We start from the raw sequence: 12,408 nt of genomic DNA on the forward strand, positions 1-12,408 counted from the left end.
TTCGTGAATCACTCATTTCGCGGCATCTGGCGTTGAGGGAGCGATTCTGCGCCACGAAGGGGGCCTTGCCGCAAGGCCCCCTGTGCGCTATACGTTGAGAGTGGCAAGGGATGGCTCGACACCCTTGCCTTTCGTGTTTTCGGCGCCGGACAGGTCGGTGGGCGGCACCGGGCGGCTCAAGTGTCCGGTCTCAGGCGGGTCGCCGCCGCACCACGTACGTCGCGACGCCGCCCGCCGCCGCCAGTGCCCCGAGGGAGACCCCCGTCGTCAGCCAGGTCGCGCCCATCCACTGGGCGCCGAAGTAGCCGAGCGCGACGCTGTACGTGGCCCAGGACAGGCCGGCCAGCGCTGACCAGGGCAGGAAGTCGCGGGCGCGGCGGTGTGCGGCGCCGGCGCAGAAGGAGACCACCGAGCGGCCGGCCGGGGCGAAGCGGGCGAGGACGACCAGGGCGCCTCCGCCGCGTGCGAGGGCCGCGCCGAGACGTTCCTGCGCGGTCGTCAGCCGCCGGGAGCGGGCGATGGCGCGGTCCAGGCGGGCGCCGCCGTGCCAGGCCAGGCGGTAGGCCACCAGGTCGCCCAGGACGGACGCGGTCGTGGCGCAGAGCGTGAGCGCCAGGATGTCGGGCACCTGTGCGGCCGTACCGGCCGCCGCCGCGGTGGCGGCCATGATCACCAGTACGCCGCTCGGCAGTACCGGCACGAACACGTCCAGCAGGATCGACAGGGCCACGACCCCGTAGATCCATGGGCTGGCGGTCAGTGATCCAACACTTTCGAAACTCTCCAGCACCCCGACTCCCCGTTTCCCCCGTGGCCGCCCAGCCTACGCGGCGGGGAGTGACGGGTGGTTCACAGGGGGCTCGTGTGTTCAATACGTGATGTTCACTCGCCCGGCGGTCCCCGGGGGCGGGAGCGGCGGCTGTCCCGTAGCACGGAGAGGGGGAACACGACCCACGTGAGGAACGGTACTGATCATGGTGGCAGGTATATGCGCGGGCGCCCTTGTCGCGGCCGTGCTCGCCGCGGGCGGCGGTGACGGCCCCGGTGGCTACTCGATGCGGACGGACGCGCGGTTCGCGCCGCCCGGCGCCTTCGCCCCCTCGACGGCGCTGACGTACGACATGGAGCTGGTCCCGGCCGCCTCGTGGATCGAGGTCGAGCAGCGGATGACCACCGGCGGCGCGACGAGCGTGCGGCTGCGGGTCGACGGTCTGCGGCCCGGGCACGCGTACGGCGTCCATGTGCACCGCAAACCCTGCGGCGCCGATCCGGTCGCCGCCGGCGGCCACTACCAGCACGCGGTCTCCTCGGACCCGCATCACGTCAACGCCGAGAACGAGGTCTGGCTGGACTTCACCGCCGACGAGCGCGGCGCCGGTGAGGCCAGGGCCCGGCACTCCTGGGGCTTCCGTCAGGGCGAGGCGGGATCCGTCGTGCTCCACGCCGAACCGGGCAGCAAGGGAGGGCGGGTGGGCTGCTTCACGGTGCCCTTCGGCTGGGTCGCGTAGGCGGACGTACGACGGCGCCCGTCCCCCCGTGGCACGGGCGCCGTCGGGCCTGGGTCAGGCGGCGACCGGTGTGCGCTCGCCGCTCTGCGTGTCCTGCGCCGCGGCGCGCCTGGTGAACAGCCGGTCCAGGCCGAAGGCGCCGGAACCGAAGAAGACCAGCAGGAACATCGCCCAGCAGTACAGCGCGGCGCCCTCGCCGCTGTTCTGGATGGGCCACAGCGCCTCGGGCTGGTGGACCTTGAAGTAGGCGTACGCCATCGAGCCGGAGGAGATGAGCGCGGCGGCGCGGGTGGCGAGGCCGAGCAGGACCAGGCTGCCGCCGACCAGTTCGATGACGGCGGCGTACCAGTAGGGCCAGGCGCCGGTCTCGACGCTCTGGCCGCCGAGGACGCCGAAGAGCGAGGAGGCGCCGTGGCAGGTGAAGAGCAGTCCGACGACTATGCGGAACAGGCCGAGGGCGTACGGCTGGGCGCTGTTGAGGCGTCCGGTCATGTGCGGGGCTCCTTGAGCCGTGGGGGACGGGTGTGCCGATGAGCCCCCTAGGTTAGGGAGACCTAACAACGCTTGCAAGTTCAACATTCGGCCGAGGATCCGCCTCGGCCCACCCGTCCGTCTCTGCCCTGGTGGTACGCAGAGCGGCCCTCGCCACCGCGTCCGCGTCCGAAAGTGTGACGGAGTCCACTCCGGGCCGGGCCCCGGCCGCGGTCACCCAGTGAACCCCCTCGGTCGGCACCCCGAACGCGAACCGCCGTGTGTGCGGCCGACCTTGACGGTCCTTCAGGCGGTAGGGCCGCTCGGTGACGTCCAGGCCCCCGGTCTCGTAGCCGTCGACCGTGTGCGGGCGGCACCGCCCGGTCCTCAGCAGCGTCGCGAGGAGTTCGTCGGCGGTGCGGCGCAGATCGGGCTCCGGGAGGCGGGCCTCGACGAGCGTGGTGACGCGGACCGTCGAACCCGGTACGGCCGGGGAGTGCGCGACCCAGGCCCCGCCCTCCTCGCGCACCTCGACGCGGGGTCCCAGCACCTCCACCACGCCCGCCTCGATCAGTGCCGCCAACTCCTCGACGCGGCGCCGGGGCGGGCCGATGGAGAGGAAGGCGTTGAGCGGGGTGTACCAGCGGTCCAGGTGGTCCCGCCGTGACGCGCCGGTCAGTCCGCCGTGGTCCACGATCAGCCGCAGCTCGTTGCGCAGGTCGCGCAGCACGTCCAGGGCCGCCTTCAGCGGGCCCGCCACATTCCCCAGCGCGGCCTGCTCGGCGTCCGCGCGCAGATACTCCAGCAGCCAACCGCGCCAGTCCCCGGGGCCGGTGAACTCCCGCCCCGCGTACGGCTCTAAGACCCGGTCCCAGGACCAGCGCCGGGCCTCGGGTATCCGGAACTCGTCGAGCAGGGCCGTCTCTTGGGGAGTCCCGTGAGCGCAGGCCAGAAAGCGGTCGGTGAGGTCGGGGGCGCCCACCAGCGCCTGGTAGTAGACCGCCTCCACCTCCTTCGCCACCAGTGGCCATATCTCCGCGAGGAAGTCCGGGGCCTCCCCGGAGTCGGCGCGCTTGCGGAACCCGGCGATCACCTCAGGGGTGAGGAACAGCGGGAGATGGCGGCCGTACGGGCCCTTGGCGTTGTCGCCGCGCGCCTGGTACGGCAGGCCGCGCCGCGAACCGGCGTACAGGCGAGGCTCGTTGCCGGACGGGACGTACCGCAGACCCGTCGCCGTCCGGAGGAATCCGCCGCCCCTTCCGGTGGTCAACAGGGCCATGTGGTCGAAGAAGTTGAGGCCCAGGCCGCGCAACAGCACCGGCTCGCCCGCGGGCACGCCCGACAGGTCGACGTCGGCCGGGTTGGCGGGCGGGACATGGCGCAGGCCGTGGCGTTCGGCGTAGGCGGTGAGCCGGCGTTCGGCGGTGTCGGGGGCCGTGGGGAGGTGGCCCTGGGCGAGGACGACGGCGGACAGGCCGGTCAGGGTGCGGCCGTCCTCGAGGGTGAGGGTCTGGCTGCCGTCGGGGGCGTCGTCGAGGCGGATCGCGCGGGCCGGGTGGGTCTCGACGCGGACCGAGGGCGGTGCCTCGCGGACCGTGCGGGCGAACACCCATTGCAGGTAACGGCCGTAGTGGGCGCGGGTCGGGTACTCATCCGGGCCCAGTGTGCCGCCCGCCCACTCGTACAGGCTCGGGCCGGGCCGGACCGGGCCCGAGCAGTCGACGCTGTCATCGGTGAAGAGGGTCACCTGGCAGGCCACGGTGTTCATCAGCAGCTCGGGCGACTGCGCGGTCCGCCAGACGTGGCCCGGGCCGGGTGGCGCGGGGTCGATCACATGGACCGTCAGCCGGGCACCGGGGGCGAGGAGTTCCGGGGCGGAGGCGCAGAGGCGTTCCAGGACGCTGGTGCCGCGCGGACCGGCGCCGACCACGGCGACGGAGACGGGCACGGGGTCCGCGGAAGGTGCAGACAAGGGGGTGACTCCCGGGCGGTGGGGCGCATGGGCGGGCGGACCGCCCGCCACAGCGCCGAAGTCCCGCCGGTACTGCGCCGGAACCTCGTCGGAAGCGGACGGTCCGCCTCATCATGCCGTCGGGAGGGGGTGCTTCCGGGGCCGGGGTGCGGGGACTGTGGGATGCGTCACTGGCATCACCTACCACTGCCGTGACAACCCCCCGAAACAGGCTTATTACGGGCTGAGTTCGGACTCGGCGATCGTCCGCAGCCGCGCCCCACCGCCCTTCACGGGCCGCGCCTGGTCCAGCCGCAGCGTGGCCGAACGCCCGCGCAGGACCAGCGTCATCAGCTGGTTGCCGAACCAGGGCCCGCCCGTGCGCCGCCAGTCGACCCGGGACCGCGGCACCCCGCCGTGCCCCGCGATCCGCCGCCCCAGCGCTCGCGCGAGGGCACTCCAGCCGAACCGGAACCCGAGCCGGATGTAACGCGGAATGGAGTTGTGGACGGGGGAACAGGTCAGCTGGAGCACCCGGGCCTCGGGCGCCCCCTCCGGCCAGCTCGGCTCGGCCACGTACGCGTGATGGACGTCCCCCGACAGCACGCACACCGTCGCCGGCGCGCCCGGACCGCTGCCCGCCTCGCGGATGGCCTCCGTCAGCGCCTCGAAGGACTCCGGGAAGGCCGCCCAGTGCTCCAGGTCCGCCGCCCGGCGCAGCCGCTCCCCGAACCGGGCCCAGCGCTCGCCGCGTTCGCCCCGGCACAGGGCGGCGTCCCAGGCCTCGGCGTCATGGACCAGGTGCGGCAGCAGCCAGGGCAGCGAGGTGCCGATGAGAAGATGGTCGTACTCCCCGCGTCCGTCCCTGATCTGCGCGAGCAGCCACTCGGCCTCGTCCGGGTCGAGCATCGCGCGGCTGTCCTCGGCGAGCACGCGGGCCGCCCGGGTGTCGACCATCAGCAGCCGGACGCGCCCGAAGTCGCGCCGGTAACTCCAGCGCACCGAGGCCGGATCGGCGTCGGCCCGGCACGCGAAGTCGCGCAACGCGTCGGTCCCGTCCGGGGTGTGGCGTACGGCGGCGTAGAGCGGATCGCCGGCGAGCTCGGCCGGGGTGAGATTGCCCAGGTGCTGATGGACCCAGTACGACATCAGGCCGCTCAGCAGCCGTTCCCGCCACCACGGGGTGGCCCGCATGTCGGCGAGCCAGGAGGCGGAGGTGTTCCAGTCGTCGATGACGTCGTGGTCGTCGAAGATCATGCAGCTGGGGACGGTGGAGAGCAGCCAGCGCACCTCGGGATCGAGCCAGGACTCGTAGTAGAGGTGCGTGTACTCCTCGTAGTCGGCCACCTCGGCGCCCGGCGGCTCGCTCAGGTCGCGGCGGGCGGCGAGCCAGCGGCGGGTGTCCTCGGAGACCTCGTCGGCGTAGACCTGATCGCCCAACAGCACCAGGACGTCCGGCCGTTCGCCCTCCGGATCGGCGGCGATGCGGGCCGCCAGGGTGTCCAGCGCGTCCGGCCCCACCGGATCCTCCCCGCCGTCCGGCGGCGCGGCCCAGCGGCAGGAGCCGAAGGCCACGCGGACGGTATCGTCCGGGGCCGGGGTGCGGATGACCGAGGGCGGGAAGGGGGAGTCGGGCAGCGGCCATACGAGGGCGCCGTCGAGGAGGACCTCGTACGGCTGCGTGGTCCCGGGCGTGAGCCCGCTCACCTCGACGAGCGCGTAGTGGTGCCCGGAGACCTGGAAGGTGCGGGACTCGCCCCGCGCGCCGCCCTCGCCCCGCACCTCGGCGGTGCACGGACGGCTCGTCTCGACCCAGACGGTCGCGGACGAGCCGTCGGCGTATCTCAGCAGCGGTCCCAGCCGCAGTTCGGTCACCCGATCGCCTCCTCCGTCGCCCCGTACGGTACGGAACGACGGAGGCCGCTGGGTAGGTTCCGGGATCTTCGGACTCAGCAGGCGTTCAGATAGCTGGTGAGCGCGCTCTTCTCGGCGGTGTCCACCGAGAGGCCGTAGTAGTACTTCACCTGGACCCAGGCGCGGACGTAGGTGCAGCGGTAGGCGGTGCGCGACGGCATCCAGGTGGCCGGGTCCTGGTCGCCCTTGGCCTGGTTGACGTTGTCCGTGACCGCGATGAGCTGCGGGCGGGTCAGGTCGTTGGCGAAGGACTGGCGGCGCGAGGTGGTCCAGCTGTCGGCGCCGGAGTCCCAGGCCTCGGCCAGCGGCACGAGGTGGTCGATGTCGACGTCGGAGGCGGCGGTCCAGGTGGCGCCGTCGTAGGGGGAGTACCAGCTGCCGCTGGTCGCGGCGCAGGCGGAGTCCTGGACGACGTTCGTGCCGTCGCGCTTGAGGACGACCTCACGGGTGTTGCAGGTGCCGGACTGGGTGATCCAGTGCGGGAACAGGTCGCGGTTGTAGCCGGTGCGGTCCTCCGTGGCCACGGTGAGCGAGGCGAGGTAGGTGCGGGCGGTGGCCGCGCTGACCGGCGTGGGGAGCGCGGCGGAGGCGCTCGGGGCGTTGAAGAGGGCGACGGAGGCTATGAGACCGCTCACGGCCGCGAGTATGCTGACCCGTCGACGCGCGTAGAACTTCGGCATGCGAACTCCCTAGGGGTGTGGGGGCGTTGGGCGTTGCGAGCGAAGGAATGCTCGCCACGCCGCGTTGCGGGGAGGTGTGCGTTGCGTGAGAAGTTAGTGACGCGTGCATGACATGACAAGGTTTACGGTCGAACGAATCACGTAGGATGTTCGAAGCAGAAGGGGAGTAGCTCTTCGCCGGACCGTCGACATACTGCTCAGCTCGTCTGAGCCGGCGCCCGGAGGCGGACCTCGTTCAGGGGGTCCCGCCAGCGAGACCTTCGGCAAAGCAGTGCATTGACCGTGCGCTGCCGTGCCGAGGTGTCTTCTTCTCGAAGAGGTACTGCACTCTCGGTGGGGCGGCCCCGACCGATTGAGGAACCTTGATCAGCTTCAGTGTGACGGCGCTCGTGTTCGGCGTCGTCTTTCTCGCGGAACTGCCGGACAAGACGGCGCTGGCGGGGCTAGTGCTGGGGACGCGCTACCGGGCGTCGTACGTCTTCGCGGGCGTCGCGGCCGCGTTCGCGCTGCATGTCGCGCTGGCGGTGGCGGCCGGAAGTGTTCTGACGCTCCTGCCGCAGCAGCTCGTGCACGCGCTGACCGGGGTGCTGTTCCTGGGTGGCGCGGCGATGCTGCTGCTGAAGAAGGACGAGGGCGACGAGGAGATCCGCAAGCCGGAGAACCAGTCGTTCTGGAAGGTGTCCGGCGCCGGTTTCATGCTGATCCTGGTCGCCGAGTTCGGGGATCTGACGCAGATCATGACGGCGAACCTGGCCGCGCGCTACGACGATCCGCTGTCGGTCGGCCTCGGCGCGGTGCTGGCGCTGTGGGCGGTGGCCGGTCTCGGGATCGTGGGCGGCAAGGCGCTGATGAAGCGGGTGCCGTTGAAGCTGATCACGCAGGTGGCGGCGCTGTTGATGCTGGGGCTCGGGGTGTGGAGCCTGTGGGAGGCGATCGCCGGGTGAGTCGGCGGGTCGGCCGCCGAGTGGGTGGCCGGGTGATCTTCGGTCGGCTGAACGGTGGGTGAACGTTTCCCGGGGGTGGTGGCGGGATCATGGATTGATTTTGTACCGTGGGGGAACAAAGTGGCTCCCGCCCGTTTTCCCTGACCGGCGGGCGGGACCACCTTGTTCTTCCGCCCCGCGTTTGGAGCTGCCGATGCCGGCCACCGCCACCACCGTGCTCACCGCCCGTGCCCTCCTGCTCGACATGGACGGCACTCTCGTCAACTCGGACGCCGTCGTCGAGCGGATCTGGCGCCGGTGGGCCGATCGGCACGGGCTGGACGGGGACGAGGTCATGAAGGTCGTCCACGGGCGGCAGGGGTACGCGTCGATGGCGTTGCTGCTGCCGGGGCGGCCGATGGCGCAGAACCATGCGGAGAACGCGCGGATGCTGGCGGAGGAGACGGCGGACATGGACGGCGTGGTGCCGATCGCGGGTGCCTCGGCCTTCCTGTCCGCCTTGCGGGGTGGCGGGGTCGCGCACGCGTTGGTGACGTCCGCGGACGTGGCTCTGTCGACCGCGCGGATGGCCGCGGCGGGGTTGGCGTTGCCGGATGTCCGGGTCACGGCGGAGTGCGTGGGGGCGAGCAAGCCGGACCCCGAGGGCTTTTTGAAGGGCGCGGCGGAGTTGGGTGTCGACCCGGCCGAGTGTGTGGTCTTCGAGGACTCGGGGGCGGGGATTCAGGCGGGGCGGGCCGCGGGGATGCGGGTGGTCGGGGTGGGGCCCCGGGCCGGGTTCCATGGGCCTGACGTGGTGGTGCGGGATCTTGAGCAGGTGCGGGTGGAGTCGGTGGGTGGCGGGGGCGTGCGGCTGCGCATCGGCTGACGGCGGGTCTTCTCCCGCCCCCGCCGCCCCGATTCTTCGGCCCCGCCCGCTGCTACGGCTCAGGGACTGATGAGACGGCCCCGCCCGCTGTCAGGACGGCTACGGCTCCGTCGTCTCCGACTCCAGGCTCGCTCTCGTCTCCGCCGTGTAGACGCCCAGCGCCTCCGTGCCCACGCCCCGGCTCCACTGGTAGGTCTTCAGGGCCTGTTCCAGTTGGTGGTTGAAGTTGCCGTTGATGTCGTCGTTGTAGAGCCAGAGCTGGCGCAGGCGGAGTTGGAGTTCCACCACCTCCGGGCCCTTGTCGCCCCGGCTGAGGACGGGGCCGCCTTCGGGGTCGGGGGCGGATTCCGGGGTGGGGGTGTCCGATGCCTTCGCCGGGGACGGGGTCTGCGTCGGGCTCGGGGTCGGCGTGGGGGACGCTGAGGTCGTCGATGCCGACGGGGACGGGGACGCCGTTTCCGTCGGGGTCGTCGACGGGGACGACGACGGTGTGGCCGACGGGGACTTCTGCGGGAGCCCCGTCGGCCGCTCGCTCTCCGTCGCGTCCGGGACGCTCGCCCGTACCGCCTCCGGCCTCGCCGTGTCGCGGGTCGGGGCCTCGTAGGAGAACAGGCCGCTGGCCATTCCCGCCGCCGCCACCACCGCGATCACCGCCGCCGCCGAGCTCAGCAACAGAACCCGTCCCCGGCGTCCTCGCGGGCGCTCCTCGCGCGGCGGTGCGGCGGCGGCCTCCGGCGGCTCGAACATGCGCAGGTCCGTCGCGCTCGGCTCCGCCGGGGGTGGGGGCGGCGGCAGCCGCACGTGCAGCGGCATCGTCGCGTCCGGCTCCGCCTCCGCCGTGCTCCCGGGGCCCGAACGCCCCGTACTCCCGGGGCCCGAGCCCGTCGTACTGCCGGGCTCCGAACCCGTCGTGTCCTCCGGCTCCGCGGCCGCCGTGCTTCCCAGCTCCACGTACGGCCGTATGCGGAGTGGGTCGAAGTCCTCCGCCGCGGCGGCCTGGGCCTCGCGGGCGTCGCGCAGGGCCTCGGAGGCGCGTTCCGTGCAGGCGCAGGACGGGGTGCGGTCGGATCCCCTCGGCGCCCCGCACTCCGGGCATCCGTGGTCCTTCGGCTGTGTCACGCGTACGTTCCTCCCCTTCGCGACTCCCCTCGCGAACTCCAGAGATTATGCAGATTTCCTTCACACCGTCGCGAACAGGCCCCTCGAGAAGCCATAACCGGCCACAGCCTCCACGATGGAAGGTGCATCGAGCCTCGGGAGGAGCGGGAGGTCCGCATGGCCGGGGATACCCACGCGCGGCACGGAACCGCGGTCCAGGAGAACGTGCCCGGCAATGTCCTCGTCCCGATCGGCGCCCTGCTGCTCGGGATGCTGCTTGCCGCGCTCGACCAGACGATCGTGTCCACCGCGCTGCCGACCATCGTCAGCGACCTCGGGGGCCTGGACCATCTGTCCTGGGTCGTCACCGCCTATCTGCTCGCCTCCACCGCCGCCACCCCCTCTGGGGCAAGCTCGGTGACCAGTACGGCCGCAAGCAGCTGTTCCAGATCGCGATCGTGATCTTCCTCATCGGGTCCGCGCTGTGCGGCATGGCGCAGGACATGCCGCAGCTCATCGCCTTCCGGGCGCTGCAGGGGCTCGGCGGCGGCGGACTCATGGTGTTGTCCATGGCCATCGTGGGGGACCTGGTCCCGCCGCGTGAACGCGGGCGCTACCAGGGGCTGTTCGGGGCGGTCTTCGGCGCCACCAGCGTGCTCGGGCCGCTCCTCGGCGGACTGTTCACGCAGCATCTGAGCTGGCGTTGGGTCTTCTACGTCAATCTGCCCATCGGAGTCGTCGCCCTCGCCGTCATCGCCGCCGCGCTGCACATCCCGCGCCGGAGCGCGCACCATGTCATCGACTATCTCGGCACCTTCCTCATCGCCTCCGTCGCGACCTGCCTGGTGCTCGTCGCCTCCCTCGGAGGCACCACCTGGGAGTGGGGCTCCCCGCAGATCGTGCTGCTCGCCGTCCTCGGGGTCGTCCTGGCCCTCGCCTTTGTGGCGGTGGAGCGACGGGCCGCGGAACCCGTGCTGCCGCTGAAGCTGTTCCGGGTGCGGACCTTCACACTCGCCGCCGTCATCAGCTTCATCGTCGGGTTCGCGATGTTCGGGGCGATGACGTATCTGCCGACGTTCCTCCAGGTCGTCCAGGGCGTGACGCCGACGATGTCCGGGGTGCACATGCTGCCGATGGTGGTCGGGCTGCTGCTGGCGTCCACGGTCTCCGGGCAGATCGTCAGCCGGACCGGCCGCTGGAAGGTGTTCCCGATCGCGGGCACCGGCGTGACGACGCTGGGACTGCTGCTCCTGCACCAACTGCACGCGGACAGCTCCACGGCCGTGATGAGCACCTTCTTCTTCGTCTTCGGTCTCGGCCTCGGGCTGGTCATGCAGGTGCTGGTGCTGATCGTGCAGAACGCCGTGCCCTACGAGGACCTGGGCGTCGCCACGTCCGGCGCGACCTTTTTCCGGTCCATCGGGGCGTCGTTCGGCGTCGCCATCTTCGGCGCGGTCTTCGCGAGCCGGCTCGGCGACAAGCTGACCGAGGCCTTCCGGGGCGCCGAACTTCCCGCCGGGGTCTCGGCGGACGCGCTGGAGGCGGACCCGCGGGGCATCGGCGAACTGCCACCGGACCTGCGACCGGCGGCGGTGGACGCGTACGCCACCTCCATCACGGACGTCTTCCTCTACGCCGCTCCGGTCGCCCTGCTCGGCTTCGTGCTGGCCTGGTTCCTCAAGGAGGACAGGCTGCGCGGGTCGGTGACGGCGCCGGACATCACGGAGACGCTGGCGAGCAATCCGGTGGAGCGGTCGTCGTACGACGAGGTGTGCAGGGCCTTGTCGGTGCTGGGGACGAGGGAGGGCCGACGCGAGGTCTACGTGAAGATCACCGCGAGGGCGGGCTACGACCTGCTGCCGGGGGCGAGCTGGCTGCTGCTGCGGATCAAGAAGTACGGCTGGGTGGAGCCGGGGGAGCTGGCCGAGCGCAGCACGGTTCCCCTTTCGGTGATCCTCGCGGCGGCCCGCCAGGTGGAGGAACGCCGGCTGGCCACCCGCGAGGGTCTGGACCTGGTCCTGACCGGCCAGGGCCGCGAGGTGGCGGACCGTCTGGCCCAGGCCCGCGAGGACTCCCTGGCGGAGCTCCTGGGCGACTGGTGGGGTCCGGACCGCCCGACCGACCTGGCGCAACTGGTCAGGGAGCTCAACGACGAACTGTGCGGTTCGAACCGCGAACAGCCCCACGGCGGCCCGTCGGCGCGGGGCGGCTGAGCGGCACGGCAGGGCCTGGCCGTTTGAGGACGCCCGCCGGGGCAACCCGGATCCCGTACCGACTCGTAGGGAGGGTCGGTTGGGTCGAGTAACCCCGGAAGGCATTCATGTCCACAGGCTTGATCATCGCCTTGATAGTGATTGTGGCGGTCGTTCTCGTCGTTGCGGCCGTTGTCAGCATGCGCGCCCGAGGGCCCCAGAAGGGGAACCTCAAGCGGCGCTTCGGGCCCGAGTACGACCGGGCCGTCGCCCGGCACGACGGTGACACCAAGGCGGCCGAGCGGGAGCTCGCCGAGCGGGTGGAGCGGCACGGCTCGATCAAGGAGCGCCCGCTGGAGCCCGCGCGCCGTCAGGAGTACGAGGCCCGCTGGGCGGCCGCCCAGGAGCACTTCGTCGACTCGCCCAAGGAAGCCGTCGGCGAGGCCGACCGGCTCCTCGCCGAGCTGGCCGGCGACCGCGGCTTCCCGGACGGCGGACGCTACGAGGAGCAGCTCGCCGCGCTCTCCGTCCACCACGCCGGGCACGTCGACGGCTACCGCCGCGTCCACCGCACGGCTGCCGCGCAGAACGGATCCGCCGGTACCGAGGAGATGCGCGAGGCCATGATCGAGGCCCGGCTGCTCTTCGAGGAGCTCGTCGGTCCGGCCGAGCACAGCCGCCACCGCACGACGACTCCCGCGGAGTCGACCAAGTCCACCAAGTCCACCAACGGCCACGGGCACGCGCCGTGGGCGTTCACCAGGCGCCACGCGAAGGGGAGTTGA

At 71.9% G+C, this 12,408-nt stretch carries 10 protein-coding genes and 1 pseudogene; 5 read left to right on the plus strand and 6 right to left on the minus strand.

Annotated elements, in window-relative coordinates:
* Window positions 1-190: 190 nt before the first annotated feature.
* Window positions 191-790 carry a DedA family protein gene (locus ACWDRW_RS07230; RefSeq protein WP_451721220.1) on the minus strand — a complete coding sequence of 200 codons (600 nt, stop codon included), beginning with the start codon at window positions 788-790 and terminating at the stop codon, window positions 191-193.
* Window positions 791-974: 184 nt separating this feature from the next.
* Here ACWDRW_RS07230 and ACWDRW_RS07235 point away from each other — a divergent pair, with 184 nt between their 5' ends.
* Entirely contained in the window at window positions 975-1,508 is a 534-nt protein-coding gene (locus ACWDRW_RS07235) for a superoxide dismutase family protein (RefSeq protein WP_451721222.1), read from the plus strand.
* A gap of 54 nt (window positions 1,509-1,562) precedes the next feature.
* Here the strand turns inward: ACWDRW_RS07235 and ACWDRW_RS07240 are convergent, their stop codons facing one another.
* The 4 genes from ACWDRW_RS07240 to ACWDRW_RS07255 all read right to left on the minus strand — a co-directional run bounded on the left by ACWDRW_RS07240 (window position 1,563) and on the right by ACWDRW_RS07255 (window position 6,524).
* Window positions 1,563-2,000, minus strand: coding sequence for a DoxX family protein (locus ACWDRW_RS07240; RefSeq protein WP_451721224.1), 438 nt, complete (start codon window positions 1,998-2,000; stop codon window positions 1,563-1,565).
* 52 nt (window positions 2,001-2,052) lie between these two features.
* A complete protein-coding gene (locus ACWDRW_RS07245; protein WP_451721226.1) occupies window positions 2,053-3,951 on the minus strand; it encodes an FAD/NAD(P)-binding protein in 1,899 nt (632 codons plus the stop codon).
* Window positions 3,952-4,167: 216 nt separating this feature from the next.
* Entirely contained in the window at window positions 4,168-5,805 is a 1,638-nt protein-coding gene (locus tag ACWDRW_RS07250; protein WP_451721228.1) for an alkaline phosphatase D family protein, read from the minus strand.
* A gap of 74 nt (window positions 5,806-5,879) precedes the next feature.
* The gene (locus ACWDRW_RS07255; RefSeq protein ID WP_451721230.1) at window positions 5,880-6,524 is read right to left on the minus strand and encodes an HNH endonuclease family protein; all 645 of its coding nucleotides are present in this window, start codon (window positions 6,522-6,524) and stop codon (window positions 5,880-5,882) included.
* 362 nt (window positions 6,525-6,886) lie between these two features.
* Between ACWDRW_RS07255 and ACWDRW_RS07260 the strand changes: the two genes are divergently transcribed.
* Both ACWDRW_RS07260 and ACWDRW_RS07265 read left to right on the plus strand, forming a co-directional pair.
* On the plus strand, window positions 6,887-7,468 hold the full coding sequence (locus ACWDRW_RS07260) for a TMEM165/GDT1 family protein (RefSeq protein WP_451721232.1): 582 nt from the start codon (window positions 6,887-6,889) through the stop codon (window positions 7,466-7,468).
* A gap of 193 nt (window positions 7,469-7,661) precedes the next feature.
* Complete coding sequence (locus tag ACWDRW_RS07265) at window positions 7,662-8,333, plus strand: HAD family hydrolase (protein WP_451721234.1); 672 nt, start codon at window positions 7,662-7,664, stop codon at window positions 8,331-8,333.
* A gap of 99 nt (window positions 8,334-8,432) precedes the next feature.
* On the opposite strand, the gene ACWDRW_RS07270 is transcribed toward ACWDRW_RS07265, so the two are convergent.
* Window positions 8,433-9,452 (minus strand): peptidoglycan-binding protein, encoded by a 1,020-nt coding sequence (locus tag ACWDRW_RS07270; RefSeq protein ID WP_451721236.1) that lies wholly within the window; start codon window positions 9,450-9,452, stop codon window positions 8,433-8,435.
* Window positions 9,453-9,608: 156 nt separating this feature from the next.
* On the opposite strand from ACWDRW_RS07270, the pseudogene ACWDRW_RS07275 reads away from it, so the two are divergent.
* Both ACWDRW_RS07275 and ACWDRW_RS07280 read left to right on the plus strand, forming a co-directional pair.
* Window positions 9,609-11,644, plus strand: a pseudogene (locus ACWDRW_RS07275) (DHA2 family efflux MFS transporter permease subunit).
* Between the two features lie 107 nt (window positions 11,645-11,751).
* Window positions 11,752-12,408, plus strand: coding sequence for a hypothetical protein (locus ACWDRW_RS07280; protein WP_451721238.1), 657 nt, complete (start codon window positions 11,752-11,754; stop codon window positions 12,406-12,408).

It is taken from the genome of Streptomyces sp. NPDC003635 (assembly GCF_053587635.1).

Excerpts from the sequence above, each read along its gene's own strand:
- ACWDRW_RS07235 (WP_451721222.1), top strand. The coding sequence starts at position 975 with ATGGTGGCAGGTATATGCGCGGGCGCCCTTGTCGCGGCCGTGCTCGCC.
- ACWDRW_RS07240 (WP_451721224.1), bottom strand. The coding sequence starts at position 2,000 with ATGACCGGACGCCTCAACAGCGCCCAGCCGTACGCCCTCGGCCTGTTC.
- ACWDRW_RS07255 (WP_451721230.1), bottom strand. The coding sequence starts at position 6,524 with ATGCCGAAGTTCTACGCGCGTCGACGGGTCAGCATACTCGCGGCCGTG.
- ACWDRW_RS07265 (WP_451721234.1), top strand. The coding sequence starts at position 7,662 with ATGCCGGCCACCGCCACCACCGTGCTCACCGCCCGTGCCCTCCTGCTC.
- ACWDRW_RS07280 (WP_451721238.1), top strand. The coding sequence starts at position 11,752 with ATGTCCACAGGCTTGATCATCGCCTTGATAGTGATTGTGGCGGTCGTT.